This window comes from Gardnerella sp. KA01001, assembly GCF_049244025.1.
Lineage (GTDB): Bacteria > Actinomycetota > Actinomycetes > Actinomycetales > Bifidobacteriaceae > Bifidobacterium > Bifidobacterium swidsinskii.
This window is the reverse complement of record NZ_CP058366.1, coordinates 103,147-121,074: the sequence shown is the minus strand read 5'-3', so window position 1 is coordinate 121,074 and position 17,928 is coordinate 103,147. Positions and strand designations below refer to the sequence as shown.

Annotated in this window: 13 protein-coding genes; 8 read left to right on the top strand and 5 right to left on the bottom strand. The window is 44.0% G+C overall.

What is annotated here, in order from left to right:
• The first annotated feature begins 44 nt into the window (after nt 1–44).
• The 3 genes from HXT59_RS00520 (at nt 45) to HXT59_RS00510 (ending at nt 3,372) form a co-directional block, all read left to right on the top strand.
• Nucleotides 45–1,169 carry a PfkB family carbohydrate kinase gene (locus tag HXT59_RS00520; protein ID WP_076002624.1) on the top strand — a complete coding sequence of 375 codons (1,125 nt, stop codon included), beginning with the start codon at nt 45–47 and terminating at the stop codon, nt 1,167–1,169.
• A gap of 79 nt (nt 1,170–1,248) precedes the next feature.
• The gene (locus HXT59_RS00515) at nt 1,249–2,772 is read left to right on the top strand and encodes a purine-cytosine permease family protein (protein WP_076002625.1); all 1,524 of its coding nucleotides are present in this window, start codon (nt 1,249–1,251) and stop codon (nt 2,770–2,772) included.
• 42 nt (nt 2,773–2,814) lie between these two features.
• Entirely contained in the window at nt 2,815–3,372 is a 558-nt protein-coding gene (locus HXT59_RS00510; RefSeq protein ID WP_116971300.1) for a cysteine hydrolase, read from the top strand.
• Between the two features lie 28 nt (nt 3,373–3,400).
• Here the strand turns inward: HXT59_RS00510 and radA are convergent, their stop codons facing one another.
• Nucleotides 3,401–4,888 carry a DNA repair protein RadA gene (gene radA, locus HXT59_RS00505; protein WP_076002627.1) on the bottom strand — a complete coding sequence of 496 codons (1,488 nt, stop codon included), beginning with the start codon at nt 4,886–4,888 and terminating at the stop codon, nt 3,401–3,403.
• A 107-nt stretch (nt 4,889–4,995) separates the two neighbouring features.
• Between radA and HXT59_RS00500 the strand changes: the two genes are divergently transcribed.
• Both HXT59_RS00500 and HXT59_RS00495 read left to right on the top strand, forming a co-directional pair.
• Nucleotides 4,996–5,652, top strand: coding sequence for a hypothetical protein (locus HXT59_RS00500; RefSeq protein WP_004109607.1), 657 nt, complete (start codon nt 4,996–4,998; stop codon nt 5,650–5,652).
• 103 nt (nt 5,653–5,755) lie between these two features.
• Entirely contained in the window at nt 5,756–5,845 is a 90-nt protein-coding gene (locus HXT59_RS00495; RefSeq protein WP_004268639.1) for a 30S ribosomal protein bS22, read from the top strand.
• A gap of 719 nt (nt 5,846–6,564) precedes the next feature.
• Here the strand turns inward: HXT59_RS00495 and rpiA are convergent.
• The 4 genes from rpiA to HXT59_RS00475 form a co-directional block, all read right to left on the bottom strand.
• Nucleotides 6,565–7,263, bottom strand: coding sequence for a ribose-5-phosphate isomerase RpiA (gene rpiA / locus HXT59_RS00490; protein WP_004105437.1), 699 nt, complete (start codon nt 7,261–7,263; stop codon nt 6,565–6,567).
• Nucleotides 7,264–7,609: 346 nt separating this feature from the next.
• Nucleotides 7,610–8,680, bottom strand: a complete 1,071-nt coding sequence (locus tag HXT59_RS00485; protein ID WP_102155432.1) for a ribonuclease H family protein — start codon at nt 8,678–8,680, stop codon at nt 7,610–7,612.
• Nucleotides 8,681–8,715: 35 nt separating this feature from the next.
• Nucleotides 8,716–10,389 (bottom strand): phosphoglucomutase (alpha-D-glucose-1,6-bisphosphate-dependent), encoded by a 1,674-nt coding sequence (gene pgm / locus HXT59_RS00480; protein WP_012913843.1) that lies wholly within the window; start codon nt 10,387–10,389, stop codon nt 8,716–8,718.
• Between the two features lie 35 nt (nt 10,390–10,424).
• On the bottom strand, nt 10,425–11,549 hold the full coding sequence (locus HXT59_RS00475) for a diacylglycerol/lipid kinase family protein (protein WP_004110202.1): 1,125 nt from the start codon (nt 11,547–11,549) through the stop codon (nt 10,425–10,427).
• A 381-nt stretch (nt 11,550–11,930) separates the two neighbouring features.
• Between HXT59_RS00475 and HXT59_RS00470 the strand changes: the two genes are divergently transcribed.
• The 3 genes from HXT59_RS00470 to HXT59_RS00460 all read left to right on the top strand — a co-directional run bounded on the left by HXT59_RS00470 (nt 11,931) and on the right by HXT59_RS00460 (nt 17,799).
• Nucleotides 11,931–13,748: a L,D-transpeptidase gene (locus HXT59_RS00470; RefSeq protein ID WP_004110203.1), complete on the top strand. Its 1,818-nt coding sequence runs from the start codon at nt 11,931–11,933 to the stop codon at nt 13,746–13,748.
• Complete coding sequence (locus HXT59_RS00465) at nt 13,745–15,229, top strand: App1 family protein (RefSeq protein ID WP_064622129.1); 1,485 nt, start codon at nt 13,745–13,747, stop codon at nt 15,227–15,229. The genes HXT59_RS00470 and HXT59_RS00465 overlap by 4 nt, the downstream gene beginning before the upstream one ends.
• An 89-nt stretch (nt 15,230–15,318) precedes the next feature.
• A complete protein-coding gene (locus tag HXT59_RS00460) occupies nt 15,319–17,799 on the top strand; it encodes a S9 family peptidase (protein ID WP_116431918.1) in 2,481 nt (826 codons plus the stop codon).
• The last annotated feature ends 129 nt before the right edge of the window (nt 17,800–17,928 follow it).

Here is a 17,928-nt window from a genome sequence, read left to right as displayed (position 1 = left end):
AAAGTGGAGAATATGCTGCATAGTAGCTTTCAGAGGCGATTGCAATGTACGAATCAAACATAAGCTTGAATGAAAAAGCAAGTTTGGTAGTGCCGCAGGTAATCTCACTTGGCCAAATTATCGTAGATGTAACTATGAAAGTTAGCTCTGTTCCTAAGCCTGGTGAAGACATATTTGCAAACTCTTATAGTATGAGCGCTGGTGCAAGTTACAACATGCTATTTGCTGCAAGTCAAATGGGAGCTAAAGCGCAATGGGCTGGCGTTTTGGGTGAAGGCTATTTTGCAAATATTATTTCTAAAGCTTTAAACGAAGCGCATATTTCGCATATTGGCACAAAAAATTCCATGCTTGATTCAGGATTTTGCATAGCTCTTACGGATAAAAGCGCAGAGCGAACTTTTATATCTACTAAAGGTGCAGAAACTAGTGGTGACGAGCATGCTTTTGACTTAGTAAACCCAAATCCGCAAGATGTTGTGTACATTAGTGGATACACATTTGTGAGTCCTATAAAGCGCGCGCTTTTGCGGTTTATGTTAAGAACATGCGGTTCAATTAGTAGTGCTTCAAGTAGTGCTTTAGAGAGTTCTTTTGATAAACACAAGCGCCGGTTTACAGCGATTTTTGATGCGTCTCCAATGATTGCAAATATTTTAGATGAAGATTTAAAAGCTTTGATTGACTACGCGCCAATTTGGTTGTGTAATGCTAGAGAAGCTGAGATTTTAGCAAAAAGGCTTAACGCTTGGGGAAATGACGAAATCGAAGATGATTGCAGCGAAGATGCTGACGAAAGCAAAGTTGCTGATAGCAAAAACTTTAATGACAAAATAAATAATCAACTTACAAAACGAAAGATTGAGCGTTTACAGCGTGCGTTAAAAGCTCCGCTCATCGTTCATGCAGGATCTCACGGAGCTTGGGTGTGTGATTTAGGTAAAGAAGCCGAGCATATTAAAGGATTTCAAGTAAAAGCAGTAGATACGAATGGAGCTGGCGATGCTCATACTGGCGTACTTGCGGCTTGTATAGGCTACAAAATGACACTTAAGCAGGCTGTTTTATGCGCGAATGCTGCAGCTGCTATTGCTGTCACAAAATATGGGCCTGCAACGTGTCCTACAAAAAAGGAGATAGAAGATTTTATTAAAACAAATGTTTATTAACACCAACATTTAATGGATTTTCTTAAATTATCCACAAATCTATAAAACAAAATCAATATAAAAAGAAGCTAGGTGAAAAATGAGTAAATCTCAAGTAGGAGAATCTAAAACTCAACAAGCCACAGACTCGTCGAGTCAACATTCCTTAAGCATTGAGGAACAAGGCATAGACACAATAAGTGAAAGTGAGCGTAAAGGAACGCCATCAAGCCTATTCTGGCCGTGGTTTGCATCAAATATTTCAGTATTTGCAATGTCGTACGGAGCGTGGGCGCTTGGTTTTGCAATATCCTTCTGGCAGGCAACGCTGATGACAATAATCGGCGTAATTGTGTCATTCCTGCTGGTTGGAGTGATTTCAATAGCCGGCAAACGTGGAAACGCGCCAACAATGGTATTGACTCGCGCAACGTTCGGTGTACGTGGAGCAAACATTCCAGCAGCACTAAGTTGGATTGCAACGCTCGGATGGGAGATTTCTCTAGCAATAACTGCCGTTCTTGCAATGGCAACAGCCGCAGAAAAGATCGGCTGGGGTAGTGGTATGAGTGTTAAAATCGTGAGCACAATCATCGTAGTTGGATTAATTGTAATTGTTGGAATTTACGGCTACGACTTAATTATGAAGTGCCAGCAAGTTATAACAATTGTAACGGGAATAATCACTCTTGGATTCTTCGTACTAGGCTGGGGACACATAAACTTTGCTGCGATTGGTCAAATTCCAAACGGATCTCTTCCTGCAATGCTCGGTTGCTGCTTCTTCGTTATGACTGGCTTCGGCATAGGATGGGTTAATGTTGCTGCTGATTACTCAAGATACTTGCCTAGAAAATCTTCAAATAGCGGAATCGTTTTTTGGACTACTTTTGGAGCGTCAATTGCAAACGTGTTCCTAATTTTCTACGGTCTTCTACTCGCAGCTTCTAATATGAAATTAGCTCAAAACGTTGGAAACGACCCGATTGGAGCAATTGCGGCAATCTTGCCAGCGTGGTATTTGATTCCGTACACGATTGTAGCGGTTCTAGGACTTATGTCTGGAGCAATTATGGACAATTATTCAAACGGTCTTGCGTTGCTATCTTTTGGAATACGTATTCCTAGAACTGTTGCAGCAATTATTACTGCAATTCTAACTACTCTTGGTGTTGTTTATGTCACGTTCTTCTCCGACACATTTATTGGACCATTCCAAGGCTTCTTAACAACTTTGGGAGTGCCAATGGCTGTTTGGGCTGGAATGTTTACTACGGATGTGCTTGTTCGCAAAAAAGATTATTGCACTGAGGACTTGTATAAGCCGGAAGGTCGCTATGGCGCTTGGAATGTTAAAGCTTTTACAATTCTTTGCGTTGGAACGATTGTTGGATGGGGTTTGGTCGTAAACTCTGCAGCGAAATGGCTTACATGGCAAGGTTATTTGCTTTGGTTTGTTGGCGGAAAATCAAGTAGCTGGGCAGGCGCAAATCTTGGCGTAATAATTGCGCTACTAATTGGCTTGGCTGGTTCTTTAATTTTCCAGCGCAAAGATATTGCTAAGCAGGAAGCGGATTTGCCAACAAGTGAAGTAGATTTGTCGACAAGCGAAATTGCAGAATAAAAATAAAAATAAAAAAGGATATTCGTATGAAAGGATATTCAAATGATTCAAGAAGACGAATGGTTAGTTGTAATCGACAGGCAGCGCGTTTTTTGCGAAAGTGACTGGTCGACTTGGGCATGCGCAGATCACACCTACGATTCAACAACCGAAGCTTTTACAAAACTTGCAAAAGCCTACGGTAATCGAGTAATTTACACGCGCTATGTAGCACCGCTTAAGCCAGAAAACGCTTGGGTTGACTATTTTAAAGATTGGCCACAATTCCTCGTAAAACCTGACGACCCAATGTATGACTTCACTCCAGAAACAGCAGAACTTGCGGAAGGTCACACTGTAGTTACTTGCGAAACTTTTGGCAAGTGGGGTACGAAACTTAAAGCCGCATTAGGTGAATGTCACAAAATAACAATTTGCGGAGTCGCAACAGATTGTTGCGTACTGACAACCGCTTTAGCTGCAGCAGATAATGGCGTTGCTGTGCGTATCGCAGAAGATGCTTGTGCAGGAAGCACGCCAGAAAATCATAAGCTAGCTCTTAAAACTATGGAGCTTTTTACGCCGCTTATAACAGTGTGCAGCACAAGCGAAATTCTTTAAAGTAGTAGCACTTGGGCATTTGCTTAGCTTATAGCCCAAGTGCTTTTAACGCTTCTCGCACTGTGCTAACTTCAATAATTTCTAATCCTGGAATACTAACGCTTTTCCGCATATGGCAAACTATTGCGCGCTTATATCCTATTCGCGCAGCCTCGCGCAATCGCGGCTCTATTCTTGGCACTGGGCGAACTTGACCGGTTAAGCTCATCTCGCCAATTGCGCAAGTTTTAGGAGTTACTGCTTTCCCGGCAGCAGCGCTAGCTAAAGCTGCTACGATTGCCAAGTCGCAAGACGGCTCCTTTGCCAACGCTCCTGCAATAGTAGATACGTACAAATCTTTTGCAAGCAAATTAACGCGTCCGTGACGATACAAAACTGCTGTAAGCATTGCAAGACGGTTAGAATCAACACCAGAAACTGCACGGCGAGGAGTGGGCAGAGCCGATTGTGTTACAAGTGCTTGTATTTCAATCGGCAGGCTTCTGTGTCCTTCAAGTGTAAAAGTGACGCAAGTTCCGTCGTTTGTGCCATCTTGCGCATTTTTACCTTGATTATTGTTTTCTGTAGAAGACAAAAACAGTCCGGAAGGATCCGGCACTTCCTCAATTCCTTCACCGCTCATATCGAAGCAGCCAACTTCGTCTGTAGGTCCAAAGCGATTCTTTACAGCTCTTAGCATGCGTAGTGCTGTTTGTGTATCGCCCTCAAATTGACATACTGTGTCGACTAAATGCTCAAGCGTACGCGGCCCTGCTATTGAACCATCTTTTGTAACGTGCCCAACTAAAAGTATCGGAATATTGTTAGTTTTAGCAACGTCTATAAGTGCGCTCGCAACTTCTCTAACTTGTGTAGAGCCGCCTGTAATGCCATCTACTTCTTGTGCGGAAATCGTTTGTGCAGAATCGACAATAGCAAGCGTAGGATGATGCGTTTCAATAAGATCTAGTACAGTGTCAAGATCGCCTGTTGTTGCAAGTAATAAATAATCGTTTACAGCGTTAATTCTAGACGCGCGCAATTTAACTTGTGCTGCTGATTCCTCGCCGGAAATATACAATACAGGGGGAGTGTTGCTTTCTTTTGATTGTTTAGATACGTAAGCTGCAGTTTTTAGAAGTAGTGTTGATTTTCCGATACCTGGCTCTCCTGCTATAAGAGTTACGGAGCCTGGCACAAGTCCTCCGCCTAATACGCGATCGAATTCGCTAAAACCAGTGTGAATGCGCATTGCGTCGTCTGCTTGAATTTCATTAATTGGTTGCGCAGATGTTGCTGAATCGAGAGTTGAATGTGCGATATTGCGATTAGAAGTAGTTATGCCATCCGGTGAATAGGTGCGCGATGCTGTTGTTGCGCGTGATGCACGTGTTGTACGAGATAATCCGCTAACTCGCGCCTCTCTAAACTCGTTCACTGTGCCCCATTCGCCACATTCAGGGCAGCGACCGTACCATTTTGAGCCGCTCCAACCGCATTCGGAGCATAAATAGTGAAGAGTAGATTTACTAGCCATATCTCGACGCTATATGCTTTATTAGACAATCATATTTTGTATTTGTTTTTGATTGTAAAGCGCTTTTGCGTACTAAAAGCGTCATCGCGATGTGACATAATGCAAGTATGTCGAAATCGAATGCTTCAAGTATGAATGCTTCAAAGATGGGTGCGTTGAATATGAATTCCTCAAGTGTCAATAATTCATCACACAGCAAATTATTAGTTGTGTTGACTTCAGCTGCAGTAATTGTGGTTTTGGCTCTAATTTCAGCATTTATGTGGCCAGGTTGGGCATTGAATCACGAAAATGTTGCGAGCAAAAATCATATGGTAATGCCTAAAACGCCTTCTATACCATCGAAACCTTTGCCAGCATCTTCTACGGCATTGCTTAAGGCTATGCCTGATAGCGTACTTGATTTCGCTCGTGTTGACGCTATACCTAGTGCAACTTGGACTGAATCGTCGCCTTTGGAGGAATATTCTGTTAAGTACTCAACTGGTCAGCCAGATGGGGAAGTGTCTGTAACTGTTGCTCAATGGTCGAATCGCGATTCTGCGAACAAGCAGTATGAAGCGTTAGTTGATGGACTTAAGGGTTCTGATATCGCAAGTGGAAAAATTCAAGTTTCTGGTAAGACTTCCGGTAGCTATGTGTTGCGAAATGATGAAAATGATAAATCACAGGCTAGTGCATTGTGGCAGAACGATACCGCTGTTTTTGAAGTGAACGGCGCAAAGCAAGCAGTAGAGCGTTTTTATCACAGATTCCCAATGTAAATGTTGTAAAAAATGATGTTCTTTGTAATATCACTCCACAAAGTCGTTAAAACGGTGTAACATTAGGCAAGTTGCACACTTTACATAGGAATGGAGGCTTCAGATGGGTTCTGTCATCAAGAAGCGCCGCAAGCGGATGAGCAAGAAGAAGCACCGCAAACTGCTGCGTAAGACTCGTCACCAGCGCAAGTAATTTTCTTGCTATGCGTTGATGCGTGTCTGAACGTTTAGGCACGTAAGACTTTTTTTGAAGCGTCGGTTTTCCGGCGCTTTTTATTTATTTATATATTTCGCGGATTGTCTTGCAAATATTCGTGTGGTAGAGATTTGAGATTTTTCGCACTGAGCGCGGCGAACGTCAGAGCCGCAGGCTGCTGATTCGCCAATCGAAGAAGAAAAATCGAAAAATCTCTGCGATAAGGCACGGTTATTAACGAATTAGCATGCAGAGTTTGGGGGATTTCTTTACGAGCACTAAAAGAGGACTGGGCGCATTGACTTGCCGGAGCGCTTAAAGCGTAGCGCGCGGAGGCACTTCAATGCGGAAACTCGCTTAAGTTGGAAGTCCAGTGGACTTCCAACGCGAGTTTCGCAAGCGAGCGTAATAAAACGCGAGCGTATCGTTAAAAAACGTTTAAGAATAAAGCGCCCGAAGGAACGCTCGCGCGGTCTAGGTGCGCTCGCTACTGAGCTTGCGTTGAAAGCACACCGTGCTTTCAACTTGAGCAAGCTCACGCTCCGAGTTGCTTTCGCGCGCACAATGCTGCGCTCAAGCAGGTCGTAGCGCATGCGAGGAGAGAAATCCCCCAAAACTCGCGCCACACCAAACAAAAACTCGCGCAACAGTAATAAAAAAGTAGAGCCCGCGTTTGCGGACTCTACTTTCGTTTTATTTAGTTGCGATTAGTTTCGCTACTTATTTGGGTTGGTAAGCGTGCGAGGACCGTTAGGGTCGCCGACGATCACAGTGTCAACCATGTTCAAGAACAAGCCGTGTTCCACAACGCCAACAGTTTCAATCAAATCTTTCGCCAACTCCTGTGGATGCTCAATGCGCTCCATATGCAAATCAACCACAAAGTTGTTCTCGTCAGTGCGTACTTCCTTGCCGTCAGCATCGAGACGCAAAACTGGCTTATATCCGCGCTTTTCGAACTTACGAATCACCTGAGCAGATCCAAACGGAATCACCTCAACAGGAAGTGGGAACTTGCCAATCGTGTCGACTACCTTGCTTGCGTCAACAATCCACACAATGCGATCGGAATTAATAGCTACAATCTTTTCCCAAAGAAGAGCTGCGCCGCCGCCTTTAATACCGTTGAAATTCTTGTCAACTTCGTCAGAACCATCGATTGTAACGTCAATGTGATCCACTTCGTTAATGTCGAGAATCTTAATTCCGTAGCCTTCTGCTTGCTCTTGTGTGCGACGAGAAGTGGTGACTCCTGTGAAGCTCAAGCCTTCTTCCTTAACTCTGCGACCAAGCTCGTCAACCAAGAAGCGCACTGTAGAGCCGGTGCCAAGACCAACCATCATTCCATTCTTTACAATCTTTGCGGCTTCAATGCCTGCTGCTTTTTTAAGCGCATCTTGTTGTGCTTTATCCATTATCCCTGCTTTCTTGTTTTTGTTATTCCCGAGTTCGCCGATGAACTTCCATCGCTATTTGCGGGAGAGGCGCTTATGCTTTTATGCGTGCCTCGTTTTCGTACATTTCCATATTAGTCTGCGTGCAGATTTTTTGAACGGAGCTGGGCGCTCGCACCCTCCAAACGCGGGCGTGACGACCTGCTTTCGCGCTCAAAGTGTAACGCGCGAAAGCAACTCGGAGCGTGAGCTTGCTCAAGTTGAAAGCACGGTGTGCTTTCAACGCAAGCTCAGTAGCGAGCGCGCCTAGACCGCGCGAGCGATCTACTACGTTTGGAGCTCAACGCCGAGCAAATTCCAAAGTAACCTATGAAAGGTAGAAGGCGGTTGGAGATAAATGCAAGGTGCCGTCTGGTTCTACGTAGCCGTTTACGTTGATTGTGCCGGAAATAAAGCGCGCTTCGCCGTTAAAACTTGGGCTTGTGTTTGGTGGTGGAGTAAATTGCAGCACGCCAGAAACACTTAATCCTTGAACTGGTTTAGATGCAGTTTGCGTAACATTTTGCTTTGTTTTTGGAACTTCTTGAACAATAGTTATAGCGTCTTGCTGGTGTGCATCTTGTTCATTTTCTATTGATAGTGCATCTTTTTCGCTATTTTCTAACGTTTCACGCTTTGTTTCACGCGCTTGTTCGCGCGCTGATTCATTTGCAGATTCAGTTAGATCACTAGTGTTTTTACTATTTTGTGCAGAAAAATCAGGATTAATATCTTCGCCAACTGTGCGTTCAAGATGGTATTTTGCATGAGAAATTTTGCCGTCTAAAAGCATTTTCGCATCACTTGGCACATTCGTACCTTTTGCATATTCAGAAGCAAGAAGCGACTTCCAGCCTTCTAAAGGCAAGTATCCGTCCTTCAAACCATTTCGGCAATCTTCCGCATATCCGCGCGCTAATGTATCAACTTTTTCGTTTCCTTCGTTTCCTGCGTGACCCTTAACCCACACGAATTTTACGGCGCCTTCGCGCTTAGTAATTTCCGCGTCGATTGCTCGAATCAGCTCGGCATTTTTAACAGGTTCATTTTTAGAGTTTTTCCAACCGTTCTTTTTCCATCCGTGAATCCACGTAGTTGCGCAGTTTATAGCGTATTGTGAATCACTTTCGATTGTGAGCGGCTCTCTTCCAGGATGTGCTCGTAAAGCTTCCAAAACCGCGCATAATTCGCCAATTTGATTTGTGCCATTAGTTGCGCCTCCAGCATCTGCATTGCCTGTGTGATGATGTTCGTTAGAGCTACCAGACTCGTCAATGTGATCTGCCCACGCCCAACCCATTGAACCATTTGGGTTTCCGAGCGCGGAACCGTCTGTTGAAACAACAATCATGACAAAACCTTTCAAAAATGCGCCGGCTGCAGACTGCAACCAGCGCAATTAGTAGATTTCTTTATTTACGCAAGATTATTACGTTACGCTAAAGCCTTGTCGACTACAGCAGTAGCTTCCTCAAGCACCTTGTCAAGTGCTTCTGGAGAAACGAAGGATTCTGCGTAAACCTTGTAAATATTCTCGGTACCAGATGGGCGAGCAGCGAACCAGTTGTTCTTCGTCGTCACCTTCAAGCCACCAATCTTTGCGCCGTTTCCAGGAGCTTCTGTAAGCTTTGCGGTAATATCTTCGCCGGCAAGCTTGGTTGCTTCCACGTCGTTGCCGCTCAAAGCTGCGAACTTCTGCTTCTGCTCAAGCGTGGTTGGGGTATCAACGCGCTTATACCAGCTTTCGCCAAAGCGCGCAACCTGATCCTGGTGAAGCTGAGCTGGGTTCTTGCCAGTCTTTGCAGTAATTTCCGCAGCGAGTAAATCAGGAATCAAACCATCCTTATCGGTGGTCCACACGCGACCATCTTTGCGCAAGAAGCTCATGCCGGAGCTTTCCTCGCCGCCGAAAGCAACTTCGCCGCTAAAGAGTGGGTCAACGAACCACTTGAATCCAACAGGAACTTCCACAAGCTTTGCGTTAATAGAAGCAGCTACGCGGTCAATCAAGGAAGAAGACACAAGCGTCTTGCCGATTGCAGTATTCTTTGGCCAATCTGGGCGAGCGCCGCCGAACAAGTACTCAACGCACACTGCAATGTAGTGGTTCGGGTTCATAACACCCCAGTTAGGGCACACAATTCCGTGGCGGTCAGCATCTGGATCAGTGCCGCCAACCAAATCGTACTTATCCCAAGCGCCAGCGTTAAGCTGATCAACTAAGCCCTTCATTGCGTAAGGGGAGCTTGGGTCCATACGAATCTTGCCATCGTGGTCAATAGTCATGAATCGCCAAGTTGGGTCAACTTCTGGACGCACAACGCCAATGTTCAGGCCGTACTTTTCGTTCATAAGTGGCCAGTAGTTTACGCTTGCGCCGCCGAGTGGGTCAATTCCCAAACGTACGCCGCTGGAACGAATCACGTCGAAGTCGATTACGTTTGCCAAGTCGCTTACGTAATGTTCGCGGTAATCGAAGCCTTCAACCAAATCAGACTTGATTGCTTCCTCGAAAGGCACGCGCTTTACGGACTTGTAGTTGTCGAGCAATTCGTTTGCGCGGTTTGCAATCGCATTAGTTACGTCTGCAGGTGCAGGGCCGCCGGTTACAGGATCGTACTTAAAACCACCGTCGGTTGGAGGATTGTGCGAAGGAGTGACAACAATGCCATCAGCCAAGCCGTCTCCGCTAAAACGCTGAGTGCCGTCGGCTGCGCGATTATGAGTCAAAATAGCTTGGGACACAACAGGAGTTGGCACGAAGTCGCCGCGAGAATCCACGCGAACGTGAACTCCGTTAGCAACCAAAACCTCAATAGCGGTTTTTTGAGCAGGCTCAGAAAGAGCGTGCGTATCGCGACCAATATAAAGAGGGCCAGTTACGCCAGCGCTCTTGCGATATTCAGCAATAGCTTGCGTAATAGCCACAATATGAGCTTCGTTAAACGAAGTTTTCAAAGCGGAACCACGATGACCGGACGTGCCGAAAATCACGCGCTGTTCTGGAATGTTGGAATTTGGAACTTCATCATAGTAAGCGCCAACCAAAGCGTCGACGTCGACTAGATCTTCTGGGGTGGCGGGCATTCCCGCATTTTTTGCTACCATAATTTTTTATTTTGCCACGGCGCTTGTATTTTATATTATTCACTCACAGTAACGCTGGTTTTTACGCTTGCTGGCACGCGCACGCACAGGGCTTGTTTGTCAACAGTGAAGCGCAAATGCTTTGTGTAACCCAAAATGTCGCCGTCCACCTGCACTGGCGCCGCTTTTTCCAACTGCACTTCCGCGCTAAATCCTTGCGTTTGGTCAATTCTGGAGCCTGCGGATAGCGACTCCTGCTGCAGAGCGTGACCGGTTACGGTTTGGTGTACTACTCCGCGGAATAAATTAGCCCAGCCGATTAATCCGCCCGAAGTGTCAATAATTTCAAAGTCGAGCACGCCGTCGTCGTAAGCGGCTTCTGGCATTAGCGAGAACATAGGAATTTGCCCGCAGTTTCCTGCCATAAGGGTTCGGAAGGTGAGTCCTTTTAGTACGCTTTCGTCGCCGTTTGATCTTTGTAAGGTAACGGTTGCACGATACTTCGGCATAAACAAATGTTTAACTCCGGCCACAAAATAAGCAAGCCAACTAATGTTTTTCTTTAGCTTCGGGTCTGTGTCGTCAATCATAAGCGCATCAAAGCCAATTCCGGCAATAATCAAAAACGCATGGCCGTGGTCCTCTTTCGGATTGTCCAGAATCGTTACTCGCCCAACATCAACCTGCCTAGATCCATGCGAAGTAGCCACGCGCAATGCAGCTTCCACATCGTTTACAGGTATGCCCATGTTTCTTGCAAAAAGATTTCCGGTGCCAATAGGAATAATTCCCATAGCGTGTCCTTTGCCGCTTACTGCGCTCGCAACTGTTCTAACTGTGCCGTCTCCGCCAACTGCCACAACAACGTTCGCTCCGTTGGAAAGTGCTTCTTGTGCGCATTCACGTCCGTCTTTATCTAACTGAGTGTCTATTATTTCGTAAGTTAGTTTGCGCTTGTCGCAATAATTTTGAATACTTTCGCGGTAAGATTCTGCCTGCGGCTTTGAAGGATTTAGAATAAACGCGTAATGTACAGAGTCGCCGTGTCGTTTTGCGAGTTTTTTCGCTAAATGATGCCGTTTCATGGCGCGCGTAACAATCATGATGACGAATGGAGCGAGTACAAGCGCGAATACAATCATCATAAGAGCAATAGTCGCTTGAATAGGCATAATTGGCATACCCTCTATTCTTGCACATTATTTCTATTGCTACGATAAATTTTGCTTAATACTGTGAATATTTACGTTTTTTACACATTTGTATAGTATGTATTGTTTTTATAAATATCGTTTATTGCTTGTATTAGATGTTTATTAGTTACTCATCAGGTGTCGGCTAGTTGCTAGTTAATTGTGCATTTTGCTGCTTTTGCTTGTTCTTTGCTCGTTTTTCACGTGTATTATTCGCATTAATTCTGTACTAAATATTTAGTTAGTTATATAGCTAGTTATGTAACCAGTTATGCTCTCCTGCTTCGCTAATACTAATTTCGTGCGTCGCTAGTGGTAAACTATGCAAGCGTGTCTGTCGCATATAATTATTAAGCAGAGGTTTTGAATATGGCTGAATTACAGCAAAATTTTGAGGGAGATGAATCCCTCAATATTACACCTAGTAATATGCCTGATGATGCTAGTGACGATACTGTTGCTTTTATGCAGGTTCCTCAAAGTCATGTAGAAGATCAAATAGCTGATAATTCTGTTAATTATGAGGGAACTCTTGCTGATAATTTAGGCGAAGTCGCCGATGAAGAAGATACTTCTGGAGACATTGTTGACGATATCGTTGAAGATATTGCGGGTAATAAGAAGAATGTGTTTGGTAATAATGCTGCATCTTATGGCATGTATGCAAATGCAACTCCTGCCGATTCAACTGCAACCGATTCATTTAGAGTAGTAGAGCCGAAAGCAAAGAAACATCGTACGAATCGTTCCGCACTGGCGTTGATGTATTCGCTTCTTATCTTTGTTATTTTGTTAGCAGCAGCATTTTTTGCACTTCATTTGTATTTCAACAATCGAGTTGCTCCAGGTGTTGATTTTGGTGATGCTTCTATTACGCGCAATCTCACTGGCTATCAGGAAGATTCTGTAAGCAAGACTGTTCAGAATGCTGTGGATCATAGCGAATTAGAAATTAGTGACGATCAAGGAAATAGTATTGATGCAGATTTGAGTCAGCTTGGTGTCAAGATTGATAAGAACGCAACTGTAAAAGCTATTATGAATGCTAAGCGAGATAATTTATTTACTCGTATTATGCCTTGGGTTCATCAAACTGTGAGCTTGAAAGCTGTACGTGATGATTCTGCTTTGGATTCGTACTTATTGCATAAGTTTATTCGTGAGAAGGATCGTGCTGTACCTTATAGTGCAGTTTTCGACAAGGATTCTGAATCTTACAAGGTAGAGGATGGCATACCTGGTCGCACTATAGAAACTATGTCTGTTCGTGAAGCAGTAAAAAAGTTAATTGCTTACCCTGGTAAAACAGTAAAAGTTTCTGTTACATCTCGACGCACTGACGCTCCTATTAAGCTTGATGCAGCGCAGAAACTTGTAAATGATTTAAATAAACTTCTTGAGAAAAAAATCACGTTTAATAACGGTGACGGTAAAGATTTTACGGTTCCAAAAGAAGCGATTGCGTCTTGGATCAGTATAAAAGCAGATACGACTCGCCGTAAGCTTTCTTACACAATTGATGCAGATAAAGCAGATTATTATTTGTCTCAAGTTCTTCCAAAAGAACTTAATCAGCAAAAAATTAATCAAGAAGATGCAATTGATAAAGAAGGTAGGTTTATTTTCACAACGCTTAAAGGTTCTAATGGTGTTGAAATTAACTATTCCAATAGTGTTGCGAAAAAGGCTGTAGAATCTTTGCGCAATGGCAATGATTTCAAGATGGCTGTTCCTGCGAAAATCACTAAGTTTACCGTTGAAAAGAAGCTTGTTGAAATGCGCATTGTTGTTGACAAAACAACCCAAACGGCTTCTGTTTATAAGAATGATGAACTTGTAAAAACATTCCCTGTTTGCACAGGTAAGCGCGGTGCTGATGATTCAGCTTCCGGCACATTCTTTATTTACTTGCGTTATGCTTCACAAGATATGCGCGGTAGGAACGGCGATGGCTCTCCTTACTTCTCTCCTGGAGTGCGTTGGGTTAGCTATTACCATGGTGGAGAAGGCTTCCACACTGCTTCTTGGAATTATAAGGGTATTGCAACTGGCGATGCTGCAAATCACGGCTCTCATGGTTGCATAAACATGTATGAGCAGGATGCTCGCTGGATTTTTGAAAATTGCCCACGTGGCACTATTGTACAAATTGTTGGCACGACTCCAGATGGTCCGGTACGCGAATGAGCGAATCTGTGGGTAACTCACTTAACAAAGATGAACGCGCCGAAGAACTTTTGCTTTCTGCGCGTTCTAATCTTGAGTGTGTGCAAAGTCCACAATCTACTCCGAAGTTAGCTGCGTCTAGACGAATTAGCAGCGCGCCAATTCCTGTGCATGTTACTGCGACATTGTTTGACACTCCGTCTAAAGCTGAGTGTATTGACAATAAGCCATTGCTTGTGCGTTTTGGTCGCAGGCTCGTTACGTCTATTGTCGGCATGTGGATGCGTCTTGCTGGTCGTGTTGCTCGTCGTCTTGGCTGGTTTCCAAGTGTTGAGCCATATATTGGGTATGGAACGCATAGATATGCTCGCTTGATTTGCAGAACTGTGTATGCTCCAAAGCTTGGTCATCATTCTGCTCTAAAACGCGGAATTTACGCGATGCTTGTTGTTCCTGCTGTGCGTGTGCGCGTGGCTTTGTCTATTGACGGTATTCCTGTAGAAACAGCTCAAATTGGCGATTCTGAAATATACGATAAGCCTGAAGGTTCGCGCGATGGTAGTGCAGAGTATTGTATTTCTGACCGTGCAGGGTATTTAGATTTAATTACTGAGCGCGCTTTAGAGCCTGGTCGTCACGTTGTTTCGTATTCTGTTAGTGACCGTGAGCCTGTAAAAGCGAGCTTGTTTGCTATTGACGCAAATGTTCCTGTTGGTGTTATTTCGGACGTTGACGACACTATTATGGTAACTCAAGCGCCTTCGCCAATTCGTGCTGCTTATAACTTGCTTATTATGAATCCTGCTCATCGTTCGCCAGTTACTGGAATGTCTGAGTTTTTCCAGTCTTTAGAGCGTTTACGTGACGATATTCCATTTTTCTATCTTTCTACTTCTCCGTGGAATGTTGAGGCTTCAATTCGTCACTTTATTGATCGCGAAAAGTTTCCTGAGGGTCCTCTTCTTCTTCGTGATTTGGATCCACGTCCTAAAACTTTTATCCCAAACGGACCGCAGCATAAATTAGAATTTGCAACTCAGCTTATGGATGATTTTCCGGGTATGCGTTTTGTGCTTATTGGCGATGATGGTCAAAAGGATCCTTTAACGTATGCGAATATTATTCGTAAGCATCCAGGTCGTGTGCTTGCAGTAGGTATTAGGCAATTGCGTAAGCATGCTACTGTTGAGGATTTTCGTCGTAAATTATCTCGTGATTTTGCGGTTGCTTTAAGTGCGTCTAAGCGTGCATATGTTTTTTCGGATGCTCTTGATACTACGTGTGAAGCTGCGCAAGAAATTCCTACTATGGCGATCGAAAAATTACATAATGCTAACGAGTTTTCTGGTGATATTGATGATTTTGATGATGCTCAAATGCGCATAATTGAAGCAGAAGGTGCTGTTGGTACTTTGCAAGGCGTGCCATTTTTTGCAGCTCCTCAAGGCAAAGATTTAGCTAAAGCAATGCTTCCGTTTATAGAGGAAGCGATTGCGAAATAGTATAAAATAATTGCAAAATAATTTTGTAATATTAAAGAATTGCAGAAAATATTTCGTTACTAATATATAAAAGCTGAAGAAAATACTTAATGAAAATTAAAAGAGGTGTAGCTATGAATAATCAAGATTTTGCAAAGCCAAAAGCGGCAGAACGCATACCGTCGACGCGTGAATTCCATGGCGACACTTATATAGACGAATATGCTTGGATGAAAGATCGCAATAATCCTAAGCTTATGGAATACATCAATAGTCAAAATGCTTATACTGAACAGCGTGTAAAGCACTTAGAAAACTTGCGTTCTACATTATTTGACGAGTTGCGCTCAAGAGTTCAAGAAACAGACATGTCTGTTCCTGTGCGCATGAATAATTACTGGTATTACGTGCGCACTGAAAAAGGCAAACAATACGCTGTGCAATGCCGTATGAAAGTCAAAAATAGTGACGATTGGAATCCGCCAACTATCGACAATTCTGCAAAACCTGGCACAACTGATGGTGAAGAAATTTTATTTGATGCAAACCTTGAATCTGAGCACTCTGGTGGCAAGTTCTTTAGAGTCGGTGGAATGGATTTGAGTACCGACGGTTTGAGAATGCTGTACGGTGTCGACACTCAAGGCGATGAACGCTTTAACTATTTTATTCGTGACTTTTCTACAAAAACATGTTCTTGGTTGCAGTTAGAAGAATCGTGGGAAAATCTTGCTTCTGCTTCACTTTCTCCAGATGGAAAATGGGTGTTTTATGTAAAGCTTGATGATGCTTGGCGTCCTTATCAAGTTTGGAGGCATAAGGTTGGCACTAGCGTTTCTAATGATGTAAAAGTTTTTGAAGAAACTGACGAGCGATTTTTTGTTGACGTGTATGAAAGTTTTGACGAACGATACATGATGATCAGCAGTAGTTCAAAGACTACGTCGCGCGTGCTTATGCTTCCTTTGAGCAATCCTGAAGGCGAATTCCGTATGGTTATTGAGCCGGTTGAGGGGGTGGAATACGATATTTCTTTCGCTTGCTTTGAGAATGCTGGCGAAAATGGTGAAGATATTCCAATTGCGATTGTGTGCCATAACGCTAAAAATCCTAATTTTGAAATTGACATTATTGATATGAGAGGAAATTCCGGCAAGTTTGATGAGCATATAACGTATAAGCTTTCGGATGGAGTATGTGTTGCGTCGGGTTCTCCTTATGGTTGCGAGCAGGGAGATGCTTGGCAACAAGGTGCTGGAAGTGAGCCTATTACAAAGCCTTATAATTCGCCTCAAAATCCTGAAATATTGCAAAATGCAGTTGGATTGAGCATAAGCGGATTGTCAATGTACAAAAATTATGTGGCACTAGCTTATCGTTCTCAAGGTTTGCCGCATTTGGCTGTAATGAGCAAGAAGCGCGCTGTTGAAGATTTTTTGCAAGCAAAACCGTGGCGTTTTTGCGAAGTGCGACCGCTTTCTTCCCAGCTTGCGAATCAATTTACGGATCAACTTTCTTCTCAACTTGTGGATCAAGCGCAAGCCGAATCACGTGCTGCGCTCGCAAATATTTCACAAGAAGAAATCAACAATAATCGCCTATTGAGTATTTCTATGACTGGAAATCCTTCGTACGAAGCTCCGCGTATGCGTTACGCTTTTGGTAGTTATGCGACTTTAGGTCAACTTCGCGAGTTGGATCCTTTAACAGGCGAAGATGTGTTGCTCAAGCAAGGTAAAATTTTAGGTGAATTTAATGAGCGCAATTATGCTGAAAAGCGCGTTTGGATTACTGCTCGAGATGGTGAGCGTGTGCCAGTGTCTCTTGTGTGGCGTCCGGATAAAATTTCTCAAACTGACTCAATGTTTATTACTGGTTATGGAGCGTATGAAGTTAGTTCAGACCCTACTTTTTCTGTCGGTCGCTTGAGTTTGCTGGATCGCGGCGTGTTATATGCGCAAGTGCATGTGCGAGGCGGCGGCGAAATGGGTCGTGCGTGGTATGAACAGGGTAGGCGCGTCAATAAAAAGCATACTTTTGAAGATTTTGCTGATGCCACGCGTGCTTTGCAAAATGCTGGTTTTGCTTCCGCTTGTCATACTGTTGCAAACGGTGGTTCAGCAGGAGGCTTGCTTATGGGTGCTATAGCAAATATGGCTCCGGAATGTTATGCAGGAATTGAAGCAGACGTGCCTTTTGTAGATGCCCTTACGTCTATGCTCGACTCTTCTTTGCCGCTTACTGTAACAGAGTGGGATGAGTGGGGCAATCCACTCGATGATCCTGAAGCTTATGCTTATATGAAATCGTATACTCCTTACGAAAATGTGCCTTGCGTAAAAATGGAAGATGGTCGCAAAAAGTTAGCTGATTTTCCGAAAATCTTAATCACGTCCTCTATTCACGACACGCGCGTGCTTGTTACGGAACCTTTAAAATGGCTCGCTAAATTGCAAGCTTCTGGAGTTGACGCAATTGCTCGTATTGAAACTGACGGTGGTCACGGTGGCACTTCTGGCAGGTACAGGCAATGGCAGGAGTTAGCTTATGAAAACGCATGGTGCCTGCATGTTATGGGTATAAACAGTTAGTTGGAAGCGGCAGAAACTTTACTGCGTTGTAAAGTAAATGTCGTTTCCACGCCTTTCGTGATATCATGGGTCAAGTGATGTGCGTTTTTCGCTTGCGTTTGCGCTCATTTACATACAGGTAGTTCAATG